We start from the raw sequence: 21076 nt of genomic DNA on the forward strand, positions 1-21076 counted from the left end.
TGGTATCAATCGTATTTGAGAGTATTCTTTTGGTTGACATGGAACCTCCAAATTTGGAAAATTTTTACAAACATTTTTATTTTGCTCCCATTCTCCAATGAGGAGCAGAAGGGTTCCATGTCATTAAGCCTGCGGAATTCCGGGGCCTTTCGTTAAATGAGACAAAGCAGAAGAAGCCAAACGCCGATGGTTACTGACAGTTCTGATTGTCTTACTCAATTTTCGGCACGTAGCCAGCGGCGAACTGTTTTTGAGGCATAACCTTATGTAGTTGCTTATTGTCCAACTGACAGAAGAGAAAAATCAAAATTCTTCCTTTGGAAACGTAGTTATCATTCTTGTTGGTATGAGTTCTCACCACATTGATAACTAAGTTTTTAACCGAGACCATTGTCCCGAGGTTGAAGATTTAAGCCTAATTAGTTTAGACTACTCAAAATTTTTAAGGAGATGGCCCATGGCCCGAATGGTTCAGTGCGTTAAGTTAGGAAGAGAAGCCGAAGGTTTGGATCTGCCTCCTCTTCCCGGCGAATTAGGCAAAAAAATCTACTTGAATGTTTCCAAGGAAGCTTGGGAACAATGGAAGAGACTTCAGACTATGTTAGTCAATGAAAACAGACTTTCCATGGCTGATCCGAAAGCCCGTAAATGGCTTTTAGAACAGATTGAAGCTCACTTTTTCGGTGAAGGCGTTGCCCATCCTGAAGGTTACGTCGAACCAGAAAAGAAATAATATTGGTTTGATCCCCATCCCGCTCTTGACTACTCAACGGCGGGATTTGTTTTCTTGTAAAATTTTTAGCGACAAAACCGGATCCTGGCGCTGAGGCCGGCTTGACAACGAAAACACTTTTTTCTATCGCAACTATTAATAGCTCAACGAAGGCAAATACTATGGCAACAAGAAGATCTAAAAAAACAAAAGAGTTTGAATCTCTTCCGACCCAAGTTCCGCTTTCAATCGACACCTTTGCTGCAATTGTCGATGCAGGAAAAGTGATGGAAGAGTCGGTTAAATATATTGATGATCCTCTCCTGCGTTCGGAAACTATCTTCATCTCCCACTCCATCCTTGAGCACGCTCAAATGGGACTAAAAGATATTGAGATTGCCAGAGATCCGCAACGTCAGAAGGAAAAATCCACTTCTCGAGCATTAGTACCTCTGCCATTTTTTATGGCAATTGCTTTCGGCGTCCGTCTGTTTACCAACTACCTTGCCACCAGTATGTCTAAGATGCCGGAGGAAAAGAAGGCAGCCGCTCTGAAGACAATGAATGACGCCCTCGCTGAATTTGAAAAGGCAAAGCTTGAAGGCATCAAAGATCAAGACAAAATCGCCCGCATGATGCAGCAGCTTCTCGAGCAGATTGAAGAAAATCCCGAGGATCTTTCTCCTCTCGAAATTGATGAAAAGAAGAACTCCATCAACTAGAAAGATTGTTTAAGGACAACGGCTGGAGACTTAAGTGTTGCCAGCCGTTTTGATTTGACTAGTTTATTCAGGCTTCGGGCCTGCTCCAGAATTTTTGTCTTCGAACCTTCCTTCCTTTTTACCTTTGAAGGTTTGTTCCAAAAGTTTGTAGATGCCCAGCATATCCAACGGTTTAGACAAGTGAGCATTCATCCCTGCACTTAAGGATAGCGAAACGTCTTCGGTAAAAGCGTTTGCTGTCATCGCAATGATTGGAACCGATGCAGCATCCGGATGAGAAGAAGCACGAATTTCTTTAGTGGCCTCATATCCGTTCATTAACGGCATTTGAATATCCATCAAAATCGCATCGTAGTAACCAGCAGGAGAGTCAATGAACTTCTGTACCGCAATTTGGCCGTTTTCAGCAGTATCTGTCTCCACATGAGCCATTGATAAGAATTCTTGAGCCACTTCTTGATTGAATACATTATCTTCCACAAGCAAGACTCTCTTACCGGTGAAATCGTACATGTCCGGGTCTGCCAAGGCTGTCTTAGCCTGCACTTCTTTATCAACCGACATCAATGCAGCCCTCAGCGAATTAGCAAAGAACGGTTTAGCGACAAAGCTGTTGACACCGGCTTCTCTGGCGCTTTCTTCGATTGGCGCCCAATCGTATGCGCTCATGATAATAATTAACAGATTAAGTCCTTCGAGCTTTCTGATTCTTCGTGCGGTTTCTTCTCCGTCAATTCCCGGCATCTTCCAGTCGATAAAGACCACATCGTAAGGATGACCCTCATCGCGGGCCTCTTTAACCATTTCAACGGCTTTATAGCCGTCAAGAGCAAACTCGGTATTCTGGCCCAAGCGCTTCAAAATCAAGCATGCGTGCTCACAGGTACCAATGTCATCATCCACTACAAGCACTTTGAATTCACCGAGGCCATGAGGGGCGGTATTTTCTTCATTGGTAAATCCGAACGGAAGCTCAACGGAGAACTCTGAACCAAGACCTTCCTGGCTCTGCACAGAGATTGAGCCACCCATCAGCAAGACTAAGTTGCGGGTAATGGAGAGGCCAAGACCAGTGCCTCCGTAAATAGAAGAAATTTTCACGGAAGCCTGCTCAAACGGATCAAATACTTTCTTTTGGAATTCCGGACTCATTCCGATACCGTTGTCTTTAACAATGAACTGCAGATAAATCGTGTTCTGCTTGATCCAAAGTCTGTTGACGATGAGCTTGACTTCTCCGCCTTCAGGCGTGAACTTCACGGCATTGGACAAAATATTGATTAGGACCTGATTCAGCCTCATTGCATCGCCAATCAAAGTCTCTTCAATCTCGTCATTGAAAACCACATCGAATTTAATATTTTTTTCGCTTGCCTGCGGCGCAATTAAATTCACGACAGAGGTAACAGCCTCACTGAACTTGAATTCATCGGCGGCGATCGTCAGTTTGTTTTCCTCGATCTTAGACATATCGAGAATGTCGTTGATGAGTCCCAACAAGTGACGAGATGATTGCGATATCTTCAACAAGCAGTCCTCGACCTTCGGCTTGTCATTAATTTTTGCCAGTGCAATAGTGGTCATACCGATGATGGCATTCATCGGCGTACGGATTTCATGAGATACGTGAGAAAGGAAGCGGCTCTTAGCGACGCTGGCTGACAAGGCATTATTCAACGAATCACTTAATATTCGCTTCTGTTCAAGGGCCTCCGTTTCATCGGAGACCACAACAATGTACCCTGCCTCTCCGGATGCTTCCTGTATCGGATAGAAGCGAATCTTGAACTGACGGTTAATGCCTTCGCATTCAAAATCTTTTTCTCTGACTTGAAAGGCTTCTCCCGGATTGATCTGGTCACTGAGAGAGGCAGTTATATCTTCCATTAAACGTGCGGCAAAATCGCCCTCACTGCGAAGCAAATCATTTGATTTGGTTCCTAGGACTCGCTCGCTGTTGGAACTAACAAACTCGGGTTTGAGCTTCTTATTAAAGATGATGAATACTTCATCAACGGTATGAGAAAGAATATTAAAAAGCTGTTCTCGATGACGTATTGCTTTGTGGGCTCTTTCTTCGGAATTCAGAACGTACCAAAGAAATCCGACAAGAAGGAGTCCGAACAAGCAAGTTGTGACGATAACGGAATCGATGAGACGCTGAGCCTGGGCTTTAATTTCCGCACTTCTTGCATCGGCATTTGCACTGACCTTATTAAGGGTCTTATCCAAAACATCAAAATACGGGGCAACCTGCTCTTGATACATCTTAAGAACTTCGTCTTTATTTTTACCCACGCTTTCGAGGGCTAATTTACGTCTTTGTTCTCTTATGTTGGAGAAGTCCTGCATCAGCTGCTGATATTCTTTCGGATCTCCGCGGAAGTGGTGTTCCAAGAACTCCAAAGAACGGTTTTGTTCTTCTTCCTGCATTTTCAGCACTTCGACTATATCTTCGAAGGAGTCTGTGTTACCCATAATGAATGGAATAGCGAGGCCCATTTCATTGAGACGGGCTTGGATTTCGCTGACGCTCCGAGTGACTTGATACGGATATTCAAACATATCGACCGTATGCTGATTCGCCCTCCACATACTTACCGTCACAAAAACGGTATAAACGATGATGAGTACATAAAGAGCACGGATCAGTATTTTGCTTTTTACAGACGACAGTCTAGTTCTCAACTCGGATGGGAGGTGCATTTGCTTTCCTTATTATTCGGCTTTCTCGGCCTTTAGAACAATTGTAGTTCCGATTCGAATAATTCGGACAAAATCCTCCAAGCTGTTTCATCAGCCGCTTGAAATATCAAATTCTAAGAAAAAATCGATGAGAAACGAGCGACAGAACTGCATCCAGAGAAATCAACTCCTCCTAGTCAGCCGCTCGTAAGGAAAGATAAGTCGAAAAGATGCCAACGGTTAATTATTTTTATGATGACACTTCCTGCCACTTCACAAATTGCTTTTTCTCGAGGGAGTAAACGAGAACTACTCTTATCTTTTCTTTTGAGTCGGCCTCATCACCATAATGTCTTCTGAGCATTTGAGAAACACCTTCTCTCAGCTTTTCTTCAGGGCTCTCTTCCCTAGCGGTCAGTCTTTCATCTTCCTATCCTCCATCGTCGCATCTCGGAATTGGCTTTATCTTTGTATTTTAATTTGGCTCTGGCAAAAGAACCCTCAATCAACTCCTGGTTAGGAACTGCTTTATTGTAGGAATTCCTCAAAACTACTGAGAAAAAAGATTGCAACTTCAGAAAGTCCGTTTTTTCCCTTCGGCAATACGCAAGCCGCATAACGCTCAAAATAGTCAAGAACAGAAAAATTCTGAAAAGATTCTTCTTACAAGGCACTTTTTGGATTAATAATTATTTTGCAGCCAAAATTTTTTAGGAGAAATAAATTGCAAAGACGCAGTCTTTTTAAATTCGCGGGATCTTCCCTCGGAGCCATGTTATTCGGCGCCACAATGGATGCAGCCGTTGCTGCAGAACCGGAGTTCACACCTCCGACAGCCAAGAAACCTATGCTGTTGTGCTTCAATGAAAACCCTCTCGGTCTGAGCGACGGTGCTAAAAAAGCTATCGAAGAATCTACAGCTCGAGCCTCACGTTATCCGTTTGCTCAAGTAGGCGCTATTAAAAAAGAATTGGCTCAATACATGGGTACTCAGCCGGATAACCTTCTTCTTACTCACGGCTCGGCAGAAGCTATTCGTGCTTCCGTCGAAGCCTACAACGTGCCGGGCAAAACCGTATTTGTATGCCCGGAATTGACTTACAGCGACGGTGCCGACGTTGCCAAGCGCAATCATATTCCGGTTAAAACCGTTAAGATGGGTCCGAACTGGAGCATCGATCTTGGCGCTCTGCGCAAACTTGCCGCTCAGCAGGCTAAGAGCAAGCATGTGATTGTCTACATCGTCAATCCGAACAACCCGACATCGACTATCGTCAACACACAAGCTTTGTTCGACTGGATTAAAGCTAAACCCAAAAATACTTTCTTCATCTTGGATGAAGCATACGCAGAATTCGTTAACGATCCGTCCTTCAAGTCCGCCGAAGAATTGATTAAAGAAGGCTACAACAACCTGGTTGTTCTTAAAACATTCTCTAAGATCTTTGCGATGGCCGGCATGCGCTTAGGTTTTGCATACGCAGCCCCGGCGGTTATCGACAATATCGAAAACCATGTTGCCTATGAAGTGATGATGAACCAGGCGACACTTGCCGCAGCCACCGCAGAACTAAAAGACAAAGAATTCTTGGCTAAATCTAAGGCAATGAATGATGAATCCCGGAAGATTCTTCTTGCAACTTTGGATGAACTTCACATTCCTTACTTGCCAAGTGAAACAAACTTTGTGTTCATGGACTTGAAGGCTCCTCTGAAACCGTTTGCCGACCGCATGAAAGAAGAACACATCCTTGTCGGCCGTCCCTTCCCGCCAGCCACACAATGGTGCCGTGTTTCTTTAGGTACGCCCGACGAAATGAAATACTTCGTTCAGAAGCTTAAAGAATTCCGTCAGAAAGGCTTCATCTAATACTTTTCAATTAAGCAGGCCAAGTTCCTCTCTCAAACTTGGTCTGTTTTTTTTGCCAACGAGTTCCGTTCTTGTGAATGTTCTTACTGAAACAAGCACCTTTCGAAAGATTGGATTTTTGTGAGAATTCTCTTTTACGCCGCAAGCTCTTCTGTGTTCCAAAACAAAAAGGACTGCGAGGTTTAGTTAATCCTTAAACCAGGCAGTCCGGTGAGAAAAGGTCCGAATTAAGCTTGTACTTCCAGATCCTTCGGCATCTCTAAATCAGCTGCTTTTGCAGGCTGGCCTTTCATCTTCTGCATCAGGATTACAAAGGCAAAGAGAGCAATTCCGGCGGCATAACCCCAATATCTTTGACTGTAATCCAGGAAGAAGCCTGTTAATGTGGCCGGGAACATCATAATTACAGTGACGCCCAGCAAGAATACACGTTCAATAATATTTGTGCGTGTAAGAACCCATCCTTGTGTCGCACAAGTAAAGGCGATCATGCCGATAGAAGTCATTGCGAAGATAAACAAGGCTTCCGTCCAGGTATCAATTCCGAGTAAGAGGATGTCGGAGTTGAAGAGGAAGAATACCGGAATGATCACCGTACGGATGTCATATAAGAAGCCCTGCACTCCCACAGCAATCGGATTTTCTTTAGCAATCGCAGCCCCTGCATACGCTGCCAATCCAACCGGAGGCGTATCGTCAGCCAAGATTCCGAAGTAGAAGCAGAACAAATGGGCGGCAATCAAAGGAATAACGATTTCCTGACCATGAAGAGACATTCCGGTAGCCAATTCAACAATCACTGGAGCTGTCAAAGAAGCCATAATGATGTAGTTAGCCGTGGTCGGCAAACCCATGCCTAAAAGCAAACTGGCCAGCGCGGTAATGAAGATCATCAGGAAGATGTTGCCCATCGAAAGAGCTTCTACAAAGGAAGTAATCTGCTGTCCGAGACCTAAAGAGACGCACCCTACGATGATACCGGCAGAAGCCGTTGCCAGAGCAACGCCGGCCATGTTGTTGGCACCGGCAGCCATAGAGCTTAATGTATTTTTTACGCCGAACTTGAAGGCGGCCCACATGTCTGCATTGTGGACCTTAGCAATAACTACAGGCTGGAAAACCATCAGGAAGGCCAACACTAAGATGGCTCTGAAGACGGACATTTCGGCAGAATGCATTTCCACCACAAGTTCCCAAATAAGAACGAACAGCGGAAGAAGATAATGCAAGCCGTTCTTCAGTTCTGTCCAGAATCTGGGAAGCTCAGACTTAGGCAAGCCTTTAAGACCTAACTTGCAAGCTTCAATGTGAGTAATCCACAGCAAACCAACATAAGAGACAAAGGCCGGGACAGCAGCTGCTTTCGCCACTTCGATGTAAGGTACGTTGACATACTCAGCAATAATGAAGGCCGCAGCACCCATGACCGGAGGAGCCAACTGACCGTTTACGGAAGAAGCCACTTCAATAGCCGCCGCTTTTTTAGCAGGATAGCCAAGACGCTTCATTAAAGGAATAGTAAATGTTCCGGTAGTGACTACATTAGCAATGGATGATCCGGAAACGGTACCGGAGAGAGCTGAACTGACGACAGCGGCTTTAGCTGCGCCGCCTCTATATTGTCCTAACCCGGAAATAGCCAAACGGGTAAAGAAGGCTCCGCCTCCGGCTCTATCGAGCATTGTTCCGAACATCACAAATAAGAACACGACGGTGGCCGACACATGCAGCGGTACACCGTAAATGCCCTGTGTATCCATGGTCATCTGAGAGATGAAGCGGGTTAAAGTCGCACCTTTGAAAGCAATAAGGTCGGGCAAGTAAGGGCCTAAGAACACATAGGCCATAAAGGCGCCTGCAATAACCGGAAGAGCCGGCCCGAGAACACGGCGTGTGGCTTCAAGCATAAGGGCAACCAGAGTTACTCCCATAATCAAATCGCGGCCGATAGGCTGACCCGGTCTCTCGGAGATTCCTGCATAGTCAATGACGATATAGAGAGCAGCGATAACGCCGACGATGCCAATCATCCAGTCAACGATGGTAACTTTTTTCATCGCCAGGAGAATTCGCAAGTCCCAGCGAGATTTGGTTTCCGATTTAAGAGTCGGAAGGTTCAAGTAAATCAAAGACAAAGCAAAAGCCAAGTGAATAGCTTTTACCTGCAAAGAGTCCAAAAGCAGCCAGCTGGCTGTGGACATCTGGAAAAACGCCCAGCATAACGCAACGATGAAAGTAATTTTGGCGGAAATGCCGGTCTTATCTCCCGCTAATCCTCTGTCTCCGTGAACTACCTCTTCACGGTACTCTCCCACGATATCTTCGGAAGAATTCTTCTTCGGAGTTAGAACAAAACCAGGAATACCTGCCTGCGGGAGAAGAATTTTCTCATTCTGGCTATTTGACATGAAGGTTCCTTTTTATTATTTACGCCTGCGCCCGAGAGAAGCTCCCGGGCACGGCTGGATGGTACTTAAGGCTTAATTATTTGACTAAGCCGACTTCTTTGTAGTACTTCAAAGCGCCCGGATGGATTGGAGCGGTCAAGCCTTCAAGCATGGACTGTTTGGTCAGACCTGCCAAAGCCGGATGCAGCTTCTTGAAGTCGTCAAGGTTTGTCATAACTTCCTTAGTGATGGCATAAACGACATCATCAGGAGTATCGGCGGAAGTCACTAATGTAGCGAGCATGCCGACCGTCTTGACTTTATCCTTGGAGTTGACGGCGTCCGGATACTGATCCATCGGGATTTCGGTCATAGCGTAGTAAGGAGCGTCTTTGAGCAAATCACCGACTTCGGTAATAGGAACGATGCGAACTTTTCTCTTGCCTGCAGTGGCTTCTTTGATGTTGCCGTTCGGATGGCCGACAGTGTAGAAGAAGCCGTCGATACGACCGTCCTGGAGGACGCGAGGAGCATCGGCCGGTTTAAGTTTTTCGTCGCGGAAGTCTTTGCCCGGAACAATACCGGCGTATTTGAAGATGTCGGTAGAGTTAACACGGTTGCCTGAACCCGGGTCACCTAAGTTAATTGTTTTGCCTTTGACGTCCTTAATGGACTTGATGCCGGAATCTTCAGCAGCAACGAATGTAACGGCTTCAGGGGCAAGAGCGAAAACGGCGCGAAGCTTGCTGACAGGTTTACCTTCCCATGGACCTTTGCCGTTGTAAGCAAGGTACTGTGTATCGGCCTGAGCGATACCGAAGTCCAAATCTTTAGAGTCGATAGCATTGATGTTGAACTTAGAACCGCCGGTAGATTCAACAGAAGCACGGATACCGTATTCTTTTTTCTTGGCGTTGATGATTTTAGCGATAGCACCGCCTGTCGGGTAGTAAACACCGGTAATACCGCCGGTACCGATTGTGACGAATGTCTGGCCGGCAGCTAAAGCAGCAGAGCCGGCGAAAGCAAGTGAAGCAGCAAAAGCAACTGGGAGAAGTTTTTTGATCAGCATTTGAAAAGCCTCCAAATAGAATTGAGAATTTCTGAAAGTGTTTCTTGGCTCTTGACCTTAATTGTTTCTGTCTTGCGTGCATCTCGGGAGCTCCGTTTATCACCAAGACGGCGAAAATCTTGATAAGAATTTCGAATAATTTTTATTAAGCAAAAACCGTGCCAACTTTTTACTGCACTAAATATTCGGTTTGCGAAATAAAAGCCAGTCCCTCACCAAAAATCAGCATATTTATTTCACCTATTTGGTGCGCCTACTTTTTTTTGCACTTTCTTTGTGCATTTTCTTGGTGTTCAGGCGTCCTTTTTGGAATAGTCATACAATAGGCAGAAAATCTTTTGGAGATACCGTAATGACTGCGAACATTAAAACCATCAGCGTGAGCGAAGTTTGGAAACTTTTTAATTTAGGGGGCACCGTTTTAGTTGAAGCCCAAAGCGGCGATGATCTCGATATCATGCCTGCCAGTTGGAGCTGCCCGCTCGACTACGACAAATTAAGCGTTGTCATCGACAGCAGCCACTACACCCGCAAATTAGTTGAAAAAGACGGCTATTTCTTATTAGCCCTTCCGACTGCCAAAATCGTCGAAAAATTAATGTTCTTAGGCACCAACTCGAAGAACTCCCTCTCTTCCAAGATTGAAGACAGCAAAATCGAGTTTTACAAAGTCGATGGCTGCCGTTTCCCGTTGCCAAAAGGATGTGTCGCCTGGGCAGTGTGCAAAGTTCTTCCTGAAACGGAAATCCAGAAAAAATATGACCTTTTCTTAGGCCAAATCGTTCAAGCCTTCTATGACGAGAGAGTGATTAAAGACGGACATCCGCAGTTTGAAAATCTGGATGCTGACTTCAGCATCCTTCCGAACTTCGGGGGTGCTATGTTCTATCGACTCGGCAAGCGTTTACCGGTACCCGGATACGACGACTAATTTCTCTAACTGATATGCCGGCTTCGGCCGGTTTTCTTATATCTCCAGCTATGAACAAATCTCCTGCTCCTTTCGTCTACTTTATCGGTCTTGGTGCCCTAGGCATCCTCTATGCCAAAGCCATTGAAAATGCTTTAGGAAAGTACAGCGTTACTTTTGTAGCGGATAAAAAACGCTGCGAACGCTACAGACAAGAAGAAATTTATTTGAACAATCAAAGATGCTTCTTCAATTTTGTTACGCCGGATGAAAACAGCGTCCCGGCGGACTTTTTATTTTTTTCCGTAAAAGGAACGGCTTTAGATGACGCCATTAAAACTGCTGCTCCTCTGGTTAATGAGAATACCGTCATTATTTCTTTGCTCAACGGCATTTCAAGCGAAGAGATTTTGAAGAAAGCATTTCCTCTTGCCAATGTCCTGTACTGCATCGGACAAAAAATGGATGCCCTAAAACAAGGTTCGAAGGTTATTTATCGAGATTTAGGTGAACTTTGCATCGGTATTCCGAAAAACAACCAGAACCTTAAATTAGAAGCAGCACTTAGAAGGACGGAAGCGTTTTTTGATTCTATTTTTCTGCCGTATGTTTCCGAGGAAGACATTATTCATCGGATGTGGTGCAAGTGGATGCTAAATGTCGGCGTCAATCAAGCCGTCATGATTAATGAAGGAATATTCAGAACGGTTCATCAAGAAGGCGCTCCGAGAGAAACGATGAAAGCCGCCATGAGAGAGGTTCTTGCACTCAGCCAGAAGAACGGCGTCTGTTTGACTGAGGATGAATATCTCCAATATTTAGGAATTATCGACAAATTGAATCCCGAAGGCATGCCTTCTATGCGTCAGGACGGTGTCAACAAACGGCGAAGCGAGGTTGAGATGTTTGCAGGAACTGTTGTTGCATTAGGCAAAGAGCTAGGAGTTCCAACTCCAGTTAATGAGAAAATTCTGCAAAAAGTCCGAGAGATGGAAAGCAACTATTGAATGGTTTAATCAGAGGTAGAAAATTTAGGTTTTCTACCTCTCGCCTTTAAGTCCGATAAGCAAGATGTTGTCTTTCGGCAAACAAAGTCCTATGCGGAAGATTTTTTTCAGGCTTCCGGACAACTTTAACTTCGCAAACGGCAGAACTAGAAACTTAAGAACTATCGATATAACCCTCCCCGGGCATCCAAAAGAAGCTTGCTTCAACTAATTATTTCAATAAAGCCTGAATTTAGGTCCCGAGTGCAAGGTAATTTTTCTTTAATGGAGAAGCCCGAATCCTCCTTGGGTCAGGAGACTTCTCCTGATTTTTCCAAGCATTTTGTCGGCAGGCTTAAAAAGCTTCCTTGCTTTGTTAGACCTTTCTATCTCTCTGGAATTTCATGCTTAGAGGAAAGCACCTTGGCGTCCTCAAGCCTTTCAACATCTTTCTTACTGCATGAAGCAGTTGCATCGAGGCGCGGAGCCCCCGCCGTTTTGACACCATGATAGAACACACCGCGAGAAGCATTTTTCCAATCTTCTGGGTTCAGCGGAGGTATATCGGAATAGTCAATTTCAGAGTCCGGCACTTTGGCTAGATCTTCAAGTTCTTTCAGATGTCTATCTGTAAGCTCTATGCTTTTAGCTTTGTATCTAACTTTGTTCATAAATACCTTTCTTGCTTACTTATTGTTCTTGCACTCACAGTACATATCACTTCCACTCCATCATATCTGACAGAATGTGCTATTAAAACAACTACGAAATTTGGAGTCGAGCCTATTGTTGGCCATCTCTCTTCACCATTTTCAATACGGTCTTGCCTATCGATAGGGATTGGATCGTCAAATACATCTTTGACTTCCTCGAAATGACCGTTAAAAGGCGCATGGACAAATTTCTATGCCATATACACGCATATTTAATATGAAAACGGAAAATTTGACATATTTCAAAAAACTTTCTAAAAGATTGGAATATCCCGTTTGACACAGGGATATTTGTTTTTGATAAATATCTTAAATGTATTCATTTTGCAAAAATTATGCAAAATTAAGAAAAAAAGCCAGTCTTATGACAGAATTAGATTAGTTCAATAGCAGAATCGCAAAATATTCTCGAAAGGTTCTTTTTTCTTCATAAGGTATTCATATGTTCCTTGAGTTTAGACTTCAAAACTTTAAATCTTTTAGGGAACCCGCTGTGTTTTCCATGATCCCTGCTCCTAAACAAAAGGATTTGGCATACAGCATAATCGAAAGAAAAGTCAAAGGAATCAGAAAAACTCAAAAAGCTTTATGCTCCTCAGTTATTTACGGCCCTAATGCCTCCGGCAAATCAAATATTATCTGCGCTGTAGATCTTTTGAGAAGTATTGTCCTTCGGGGGAATATTCTGGATGACTCGACTGTTAGACTAGCAAACGATTCTTCATCTTTTCTCTCGCTAATTCCAAATTCTTTTGAACCTGTACCTCTTCCAGTTGGTTTAGGGATAACTTTCTTAATCGACTCCCTAAAGGTAGACTACGAGATTCAAATAGATTTAGGCCAATTCTTAGATAAGTCATATAAAAGAAAAGTTATTTTTGAACAATTAAAACTCAATGAAAAGAAGGTTTTCGAAAGAAAAGAGGACAAAGTTTCTGTATTTAAAACCTCATTGGATAAGCAGGGAGAATCCTCCTCTTCAGAGGACTCAGATCTTATTGGACGTCTTTTGAATAACGGGTTAAATGAAGAAGAACTATTCTTATCAAATGGATTTAAGAATATTCTGAACCCCTCCCTAGCTTCAAGAATCTTGACATGGTTCAGAGAGGGTTTAAGAATTCTTTACCATTCCGAGTCTTTCCGCATTGTAGGGGGAGTAGAAAACGAAGCACAGCAAGAAGTCCTAGAACTTCTTACATCAGCGGCCGAGGCAATTGGATCGAAATCGTCCTCTTTTACCTTTGGTCCCGATTCCACCGAAAAGGGACGGCAGATTCTCTACTCGGTTCTCAAAAACTCTAGTGGAACACAGAAAAAGCTGTCTTCAGAGATATATGAATCTTACGGTACCGTGAGATTTATGCACCTCTTTCCTCTTGTGTTTGATGCACTGGTAAATGGAACTGTACTTTTCATAGATGAGTTTGATGCTTCCATACATCCAATTGCCATCATGGATCTCATCAATATTTTTCACAATGAGGACATTAATAGACGCGGTGCTCAGTTAATATTCAATACTCATAACCCCATCTTTCTTAGTGCAAACTTATTTCGACGTGACGAAATAAAATTTGTAGACAGAGAGGGTAATACAAGCATTATCTACTCTCTGTCTGATTTTGGCACCTCCGGAGAAGGGGCTGTTCGGCGTTCCGATGATTACATGAAGAATTATTTTGTTGACAGATATGGGGCGATATCCGAAACCAATTTCAGCGATTTGTTTTTAAAATTTATGAATAATAAGAATGAAGCCTAATACCAGAAAAAGAAAACAGACAAAGAGATTTAATTTCTCCGTAGAGGGAGAAACAGAGAAATGGTACCTGGAGTGGCTTCGAGACGTAATAAATAGAGAACCAGAAAGGGTATTTAACGTCTCATTTAACATCAAAGTTGAAAAGAATCCTGTAAAAATGGTTAAATTTTCTAGTCCAATGGTTGGAGAGCTTTTTTTCCATTTTTTTGATTTTGAAAGTCAGTACCCGGCCCATGTCAAACAAAGAAACGAAACGTTCAAGCTGTTAAAAGAGGCTATGAATAGAAAGAAGATAAAGTACGAAGCTGCTTACTCCAACTTCTCTTTTGAGCTATGGATATTGCTTCATAAAACACAATTAAATCAATCTTTTTCCGATAGAAAACAGTATCTTCCACTTATTAATAAATATTTTGGGACGTCATTCGCTGATCTCCGAGAATTTAAAATTGAAAAGAATTTCAAATCTGTTCTCAACTCTTTAAATTTTTCTGATGTTCAAACGGCAATGAACAATTATGAGAAGATCGTAGAACAGTGCGAACTTAACTTAATAGAGAAAAAAACTTGTGGCTATAGCTTCTACGAAGAAAATCCTTCCAGCTCAGTCGGTGAAACAATCCAAATAATTCTTAAAGCCTGTAAGCTTTCTTCTTAGAAACTCTTTATTTTTTATTTGTCTGGAACAACTCATTTCCTTAGCTTAGGTAAATTTTTCTTAAATCTTCGTTCTCCTTTTGCAACTGAACTTGCTGTTCTCGTTTATATTTAATTCTGATAGTGCCTTTTGAGTTTTTACAGCGAGAAGGCCCTATCAGGTTGGTGCATCGACATTAAGATCTTTAACAGTGATTCCGACTGGCTCTGTTTTATACAAAGAAATAATAATTTCCAAGGTTTTTATATTGTCTACCTTTTCTTCGATTTCCAAATTGCCAAACTAGATTTCTAGTTTTACTAGGTCTTATAGAAATTGTGATTAGTTGTGTTTAACATCGAGAGAGAAAGAGGGAGGCTAACGCACGTCCGTTTTCCTGCGAGGTACCACATTATGAGAGCCAAGCAGGAAAGAAAAAGTGATTTTTGTGGACCAGTTTTTTTTCAACTTTACAAAAACTGTTGAAATGTAAACAGCCCATGCCTTTTAGTAACTTTAATCCTTACCTTTTTAACAAAGCATCACTACCGAGGAGCATATATGGACAAAAAAAATTTAGAGGAGATGATTTCATACAGACGACAGTTTCATCAATTTCCAGAGGAAGGTTGGACCGAGTTTGAAACCACTTACTTCATCGTCAGTAAATTAAAACAGATGGGATACGAAACCATCTTAACGGGAAAACAAATAATCAATCCTCAGACGGTAATGGGAAGAGATGAAACCAAGGTTCGAGAAGCAATTGATAGAGCAGTAAAAGACGGAGTTCCTCTTGATTTCATTGAATCGTGTGACGGATACACAGGTGCCGTTGCGATTTTGGATACAGGACGAGAGGGCCCTACAACTGCATTTAGATTTGATATTGACGGATTACTCGTGATGGAATCCGAAGATCCAAACCATATGCCGACAAAGTTTGGATTCGCATCCAAACGCCCGGGAAGAATGCACGCATGCGGGCACGACGGGCACGCCGCTCTCGGCTTAGCAGTTGCAAAATGGTTGATTCAGCACAAAGAAGAACTGAAGGGTACATTTAAAATTATTTTCCAACCAGCCGAAGAAGGCGTCCGCGGTGCTGCAGCCATCGTTGGCTCTGGAATCCTCGATGATGTGAACTTTATCGTCGGTTCTCATTGCGGAGGGCTTGCTAAACTAGGGCAAATGGCATTAGTGCACGGAGGCGTTCTAGCAAGTATCAAATACGATATTAGCTTTAAAGGCACACCTTCTCATGCCGGAAGCAACCCGCATCTAGGACACAGCGCTCTTATGGCAGCCTGCGCAACAGCCATGATGCTAGTAGGAATTCCTCGTCACGGAAACGGAGTATCTCGCGTGGCTGTAGGCACCCTTCACGCCGGAGAAGGCAGAAATATCACACCTGTACACGCCAAGATTGAATGCGAGATTCGAGGACAGACCGAGGAAGTTCTCAACTATCTTTCCGAGAATGTTGAAAAAATAGTTAAAGGCAATTCCGTCTCTTATGACGTCGAATCTAAAATCGAACGAGCCGGTTACTCAACCACATTAATAGAATGTTCTGATTTACTTGAAGAGTTAAGAGATGTAGGCGAGCAAATACCGGAAGTAAAGGAAATTATTGATCTTAATGCTCCTGTGGGCGGAGAGGATTTCACCCTTATGATTAAGCGGGTGGTAGAGAGAGGAGGCCAAGGCGCCCTCTTCAGATGGGGATGCAATCATCGTGGCCATCACAAAGGAGATTTTGATCTTCAAGACACTGAATCGATGCCAATGGGCTTTGAAGTCTTTACCCGTTTTGCTCAAAAGAAGAACGGAATCTAACAATTGCCTAGTTCTCGGCCAGATTATCTAAAAAATCCTGGCCGAAAACTTTAACGAGTCGCTCTTCGCATTTGCATTGAATATCTTTCTGCTGATCCGCATACCATGTTGCGAACTCTCTAAAATATTTCAGCTTCCAATCTTCTCTTCGGCATACAACATAATTAGGTACAGAGGGGCGGTGCCAGCCATCAAGAATAGGCACCAGAGTCCCTGCTTCCAGCTCATCGATGCAACAAAACAGAGGAAGAGAAGGACAAACTCCAAGCCCTTGAAGAGCAGCGGTTTTTGAAAATTCAACATTTGAGCATCGTATCCGATCAGTGACTGTCATAGTCCAAAGACGTTCCTTCTTTTTAAATGGATAAGACAGGTGCGAAGAGAAACGATCTATAAAACCGTTGCTAAACACATAATGATTAGTTAGATCTTTAGGATGGTCCAACGGCCCGTTCTCTTTTAGATAATTGGGGGAAGCAACTGGAATAAAAATCATTCTTCCACGGGATAAAAAGACGCAATTAGGCAGATTAATTTCACCGGAGATAGCGATGAGATCTGCTTTTCTATCAAGAAAGTCCTGAATGTCTATGGGAGAAACAAAGTTAAATCTTAGATTGGGATGTTCTCTTTGGTAGTTAAATGCTAGGGCGGCAGCGTACCTTCTATAGCTGTTTCCCTGCATCACTCGGATGATGGCACCATTTTCATTTTGTTTATCGGAAATAAAGGCAGAAATTTTTTTTCTGTGATTTACTATCTCTCTCGCATTGTCATAAATTTCTACCGCATCAACTGTGGGAGCAAACGGCCTTGACCTGCGATCAAATAAACATCTCCCTAATTTTTTCTCTAGAACGGAAATTTTCTTCGAAACGGTTGGTGCGTCGACATTGAGCTCTTGAGCAGTTAACCCGATAGAACCTGTTTTATACAAAGAGACAAAAATCTCCCAGCTTTCTATATCGTCTGCCATTGTCTAAGTTTTCCAAATTGCCAAACTAGATTTCCAATTTTACTAGATGTTATAGAAATTGTTATTAGTTGTGTTTAACATTAATTCAGGATCTTAGATAACGGAGATAAGGGATGGCAGATCTAGTCATACGCGGCGGGAAAATTATTGATCCGAAGAATCATTTTTTTGGCATCGCAGATATTTTCATCGAAGACGGAAAAGTTATAGAGATCTCGAACTTTTCCTCGACTTCAACAAAGCAAGAATTGAATGCAGAGGGGAAAATAGTTATCCCCGGAATTATTGACATGCATACTCACATGAGGACGTTATTTGGACATCCTCATGCTCAGCGTATGGTTGCGCTCGCCGGCGTGTGTACGGCTTTTGATTTAGCCGGCCCTATCGACAACATTCTTGACAGCATTAAAGAAAGCGGCGCCGGAATAAATATGGCGATATTGGAGGCAGCGAGCTATCCTCAGAGCCTTACTACAAATCGTCCTGAAAAATCTCAAAGAATCGGATTCATCAGACAATGTTTAGAGAAAGGGGCGTTAGGCATAAAGCTTCTGGGCGGCCATTTTCCTATGGATGTGGACATTTCTCAGGCATTTATTGAGGACTGCAGCGAAGAGAGTGCCTGGGTAGCATGGCATGTCGGAAATACTCTTCACGGCTCTAATATTAAAGGACTCAGAGATGCGGTCGATGCTGCCGGCAAACACTTTCTCCATATTGCCCACGTCAACAGTTACTGCAGAGCCCAAATTAGCGACGAAATCTCCGAAGCATTAGAAGCCATTGAGTTGTTAAAAGGAAGTCCTAATCTGTTTTCAGAGTCGTATCTATCAGACTTAAACGGGACGCGGCTTATTATCGAAAACGGCGTCCCTCTGAGCAAAGTAACCATCACGTGTCTGCGAAAAAAAGGATACGAGCCTACTTATGAAGGCATGAAGAAATGCATCCTCGACGGCGAGGTTGGGGTTCTGAAAGATAACGGTATAGTCGGCGAGCTAGTTAGCGGCTCAGAAGGAGTGGAATATTGGGAGTCCGTGGGGACGAAAGTTGCAGGTTCTTTTTCTGTGAATCCTTCTGCGAGCAGATTCCTTTTGGCTACTGCCAGGAGAAACAACGGAGCTTTTGTCGTTGATTCCTTCTCAACTGACGGAGGCTGTTATCCGCGAAATGTCATTGTGGAAAAAGGTTTGCTCTTGGTTAAGTTTGGAGCCCTCTCTCTGCCTGAGTTCGTTGTTAAATCAAGCCTAAACGCCGCCAATGCTCTTGGATTGCCTAATAAAGGTCATTTGGGCATAGGAGCTGACGCCGACATCACCGTTCTCGATTTAGAAAAAGAAAAAGCCTTTGCCACAGTAACAAACGGAGAAGTGATTATGAAGGACGGGCGTGTTTTCGGGAAAGGTACGAGACTTATCTGTGATGAAAGAGGAAAAGATTATCTGAGTAAAAGAAAAATTCCGTTCTCGATTGCGGAGAGACTTTCTCTTCAAAGAATTGAAAATCGTTTTGTCCCATAAAGAAAAAATACTTATAACCCAAGGAGTTTGCTTATGTTTGGAATTATATGTGTCCTTATCGGCGTTATATTCGTCGGATATCTTATTGTCAAAAGATATTATGCGCCGTGGTCGCTGTTTTTAGTCGGTATTATTTTATTGGCCGTGATGGCAACGATTTCTCCCGAACCCTTGCTTCACGGGGCAAAATCAGCAACAAAAAGTGCCTTTTTTGATGTAATCCAATATTTTACGAATCAATCTAAAAGCATCTTGGTTGGGTTAGGTCTCAACATCATGATTATTTCCGGTTTTGCTGATTATTTGGACAAGATCGGGGCAACTCGTTCCATGGTTGAGATAGCTGCGAAGCCCTTAAGCTATGTAAAGTCTCCTTATCTTCTACTGGCGTTAGCCTATGCGTTAGGGCAGTTAATTAACGTATTTATTCCTTCTGCAGTGGGCTTAGGGGTCTTGATGATGCTGATGGTTTATCCGCTTCTCATCTCTGTAGGATGCTCCAATGTGGCAGCTGTAGCTTGCATTATTACAATGTCGGCCCTTGATTTAGGACCCGCTTCAGCTAACTCAATCCTCACAGCAAAACTCGCTTCAATTTCTCCGATGGAGTACTTTGTTGACGGACAAATTCCTGTGGCCATCGTTACGGTTATAGCAGTAGCAGCAACTCACTTCTTTTACCAGAAATTCATGGATAAAAGAGATCTTGCCTCGGGCAAATTAACAACGAAAGACTTTGAATTGCACAGTGAATTTGAAGTCAAGGACGAGCGAAAGTCCGCTCCCAAGATTTACTCACTCTTCCCGGTTCTTCCTATTGTTTTGCTCTTTATTTTCTCCAAGTTTGTGTACAGCGGGTACAGAGTAGAGTTGGCTACTGCCATGATGACATGTACTCTGTTTTCGTTCTTAGTTGATTGCCTTTACACGCGTGATTTCAGAAAATCATGTGAAAACATAAAGTCTTTCTTCTCGGGCATGGGGAGAGTGTTCGCCTCTACCGTATCCTTGATTATCTGCGCTGGCGTCTTTGCTGACGGCCTGAAAGCCACAGGCGGCATTACTACAATTATTAACGCTGCGGCCTCAATGGAAGGAACCGGTGGAATGATTATGCTGCTTGTCATGTGTGGCATTATGATTCTGGCATCCTTTGTTACCGGATCCGGAAACGCTGCATTCTTCGCATTCTCTTCCCTTCTTCCGACAGCCGCCAAATCTGTTGGATGGGATATCCTCGTAATGGCTTGCCCTGTTCAATTGGTTGCCGGCATTGCTCGTTCTATGTCTCCAATTGCCGGTGTTACGATTTCCGTCGCAAAAATTGCTAATGTTTCGCCCTTTGCAGCTGTAGCAAGAACAATTCCTCCAATGATTGTTGGCACGATGGTTTCAATAGCCGCCTCTTTTGTCTTTCTTTAAGATTTAAGATTGAGAACATGGGAGCTGACGGGCAAAAGTCCGGCTCCCATGATTTGATCTTCTTAAAGCTCAGAACGCCTTGCCTGCTGTGAATCCCGGAGAATTTAGAACGGTTCAGGTGCCCATTCAAGGCTAACCGGCTAATGCCTCTACACCTTATTTTGGTATCAATAGGATTGAAGCAACAAGCAAGTTTCTTTTCCGGATTGACTTTCCGGCGGATTGGATTAAAGTTTTTAAATCAAAGGAGCGTTGAAGATGTCAAAGAAAAAAGTTCTGATTCTTGATTGCGGATGCCAAAATTTTGATCAAGGCGGAAAGCTCAATCATTACTACTCTGATTTAGCAATGAAAGAGCTTGAGAAGATGGGCCACGAAGTTCAGATTTCACTCATCGGCGGTTCCTGAGAAATTGCGGCCGAAGTTGAAAAAATTCAATGGGCTGACGTAATAATTGTTCAAACACCAGGCTGGTGGATGAGCACACCGTGGCAATTCAAGAAATATCAGGACGAAGTTTTTGTTCAGCCGGGAATTGTCGGCACAGACGGCCGTCATCATGGCGATCCATCCGTTGGCTATGGTACAGGCGGCATTCTTACTGATAAGAAGTACATGCTGAGTTCAACATGGAATGCACCAAAAGCTGCCTTTGACAAGAAAGATGATTTCTTCGGCGGTGTTGGGATCGATGGCGTTCTCTTACCGGTTCATAAAGCGTTCCAATTCTTAGGAATGAAGCCTCTTCCAAGCTTCATGGCCAATGATGTATTGAAAAATCCGACATTGGAGGAAGATACAAAACGGTTTAAAGATCATCTTAAGAAGATCTTTGACTAAGAACTTTGTCCCATTAA

Annotated in this window: 18 protein-coding genes and 1 pseudogene; 12 read left to right on the plus strand and 7 right to left on the minus strand. The window is 43.3% G+C overall.

Features of this window, described 5'->3' with window-relative positions:
* Positions 1-211: 211 nt before the first annotated feature.
* Complete coding sequence (locus ACYQ4O_RS11680; protein WP_460175709.1) at positions 212-391, minus strand: hypothetical protein; 180 nt, start codon at positions 389-391, stop codon at positions 212-214.
* A 66-nt stretch (positions 392-457) separates the two neighbouring features.
* Here ACYQ4O_RS11680 and ACYQ4O_RS11685 point away from each other — a divergent pair, with 66 nt between their 5' ends.
* The gene (locus tag ACYQ4O_RS11685) at positions 458-733 is read left to right on the plus strand and encodes an oxidative damage protection protein (protein ID WP_460175710.1); all 276 of its coding nucleotides are present in this window, start codon (positions 458-460) and stop codon (positions 731-733) included.
* Between the two features lie 161 nt (positions 734-894).
* Entirely contained in the window at positions 895-1434 is a 540-nt protein-coding gene (locus ACYQ4O_RS11690) for a hypothetical protein (RefSeq protein WP_460175711.1), read from the plus strand.
* Between the two features lie 63 nt (positions 1435-1497).
* On the opposite strand, the gene ACYQ4O_RS11695 is transcribed toward ACYQ4O_RS11690, so the two are convergent.
* Positions 1498-4140: a response regulator gene (locus ACYQ4O_RS11695; protein WP_460175712.1), complete on the minus strand. Its 2643-nt coding sequence runs from the start codon at positions 4138-4140 to the stop codon at positions 1498-1500.
* 703 nt (positions 4141-4843) lie between these two features.
* On the opposite strand from ACYQ4O_RS11695, the gene ACYQ4O_RS11700 reads away from it, so the two are divergent.
* Positions 4844-5989, plus strand: a complete 1146-nt coding sequence (locus ACYQ4O_RS11700) for a pyridoxal phosphate-dependent aminotransferase (protein ID WP_460175713.1) — start codon at positions 4844-4846, stop codon at positions 5987-5989.
* 227 nt (positions 5990-6216) lie between these two features.
* Here ACYQ4O_RS11700 and ACYQ4O_RS11705 read toward each other — a convergent pair whose 3' ends face one another.
* On the minus strand, positions 6217-8397 hold the full coding sequence (locus ACYQ4O_RS11705) for a TRAP transporter permease (protein WP_460175714.1): 2181 nt from the start codon (positions 8395-8397) through the stop codon (positions 6217-6219).
* A gap of 76 nt (positions 8398-8473) precedes the next feature.
* Positions 8474-9448 (minus strand): TAXI family TRAP transporter solute-binding subunit, encoded by a 975-nt coding sequence (locus tag ACYQ4O_RS11710; protein WP_460175715.1) that lies wholly within the window; start codon positions 9446-9448, stop codon positions 8474-8476.
* 352 nt (positions 9449-9800) lie between these two features.
* On the opposite strand from ACYQ4O_RS11710, the gene ACYQ4O_RS11715 reads away from it, so the two are divergent.
* Positions 9801-10379, plus strand: a complete 579-nt coding sequence (locus ACYQ4O_RS11715; protein WP_460175716.1) for a flavin reductase family protein — start codon at positions 9801-9803, stop codon at positions 10377-10379.
* 50 nt (positions 10380-10429) lie between these two features.
* Positions 10430-11365: a ketopantoate reductase family protein gene (locus ACYQ4O_RS11720; protein ID WP_460175717.1), complete on the plus strand. Its 936-nt coding sequence runs from the start codon at positions 10430-10432 to the stop codon at positions 11363-11365.
* A gap of 365 nt (positions 11366-11730) precedes the next feature.
* On the opposite strand, the gene ACYQ4O_RS11725 is transcribed toward ACYQ4O_RS11720, so the two are convergent.
* A complete protein-coding gene (locus ACYQ4O_RS11725; RefSeq protein WP_460175718.1) occupies positions 11731-12015 on the minus strand; it encodes a hypothetical protein in 285 nt (94 codons plus the stop codon).
* Positions 12012-12206, minus strand: a pseudogene (locus tag ACYQ4O_RS11730) (BrnT family toxin); the annotation flags it as partial. The gene ACYQ4O_RS11725 and the pseudogene ACYQ4O_RS11730, both read right to left, overlap by 4 nt.
* Before the next feature lie 353 nt (positions 12207-12559).
* Between ACYQ4O_RS11730 and ACYQ4O_RS11735 the strand changes: the two are divergent.
* The 3 genes from ACYQ4O_RS11735 (at position 12560) to ACYQ4O_RS11745 (ending at position 16298) form a co-directional block, all read left to right on the plus strand.
* Positions 12560-13822: an AAA family ATPase gene (locus ACYQ4O_RS11735; protein WP_460175732.1), complete on the plus strand. Its 1263-nt coding sequence runs from the start codon at positions 12560-12562 to the stop codon at positions 13820-13822.
* A complete protein-coding gene (locus tag ACYQ4O_RS11740) occupies positions 13812-14480 on the plus strand; it encodes an RloB family protein (RefSeq protein ID WP_460175719.1) in 669 nt (222 codons plus the stop codon). The genes ACYQ4O_RS11735 and ACYQ4O_RS11740 overlap by 11 nt, the downstream gene beginning before the upstream one ends.
* 540 nt (positions 14481-15020) lie before the next feature.
* The gene (locus ACYQ4O_RS11745) at positions 15021-16298 is read left to right on the plus strand and encodes an amidohydrolase (protein ID WP_460175720.1); all 1278 of its coding nucleotides are present in this window, start codon (positions 15021-15023) and stop codon (positions 16296-16298) included.
* 7 nt (positions 16299-16305) lie between these two features.
* Here ACYQ4O_RS11745 and ACYQ4O_RS11750 read toward each other — a convergent pair whose 3' ends face one another.
* On the minus strand, positions 16306-17274 hold the full coding sequence (locus tag ACYQ4O_RS11750; protein ID WP_460175721.1) for a LysR family transcriptional regulator: 969 nt from the start codon (positions 17272-17274) through the stop codon (positions 16306-16308).
* A gap of 113 nt (positions 17275-17387) precedes the next feature.
* Here ACYQ4O_RS11750 and ACYQ4O_RS11755 point away from each other — a divergent pair, with 113 nt between their 5' ends.
* From ACYQ4O_RS11755 to ACYQ4O_RS11770, 4 genes are all read left to right on the plus strand, one after another.
* The gene (locus ACYQ4O_RS11755; RefSeq protein ID WP_460175722.1) at positions 17388-18797 is read left to right on the plus strand and encodes an amidohydrolase family protein; all 1410 of its coding nucleotides are present in this window, start codon (positions 17388-17390) and stop codon (positions 18795-18797) included.
* A gap of 33 nt (positions 18798-18830) precedes the next feature.
* On the plus strand, positions 18831-20219 hold the full coding sequence (dcuC, locus tag ACYQ4O_RS11760; protein ID WP_460175723.1) for a C4-dicarboxylate transporter DcuC: 1389 nt from the start codon (positions 18831-18833) through the stop codon (positions 20217-20219).
* A gap of 258 nt (positions 20220-20477) precedes the next feature.
* On the plus strand, positions 20478-20627 hold the full coding sequence (locus tag ACYQ4O_RS11765) for a hypothetical protein (RefSeq protein WP_460175724.1): 150 nt from the start codon (positions 20478-20480) through the stop codon (positions 20625-20627).
* A 3-nt stretch (positions 20628-20630) separates the two neighbouring features.
* Positions 20631-21059, plus strand: a complete 429-nt coding sequence (locus tag ACYQ4O_RS11770; protein ID WP_460175733.1) for an NAD(P)H-dependent oxidoreductase — start codon at positions 20631-20633, stop codon at positions 21057-21059.
* Positions 21060-21076 lie beyond the last annotated feature (17 nt).

Source organism: Turicimonas sp. TL08, from assembly GCF_054660695.1.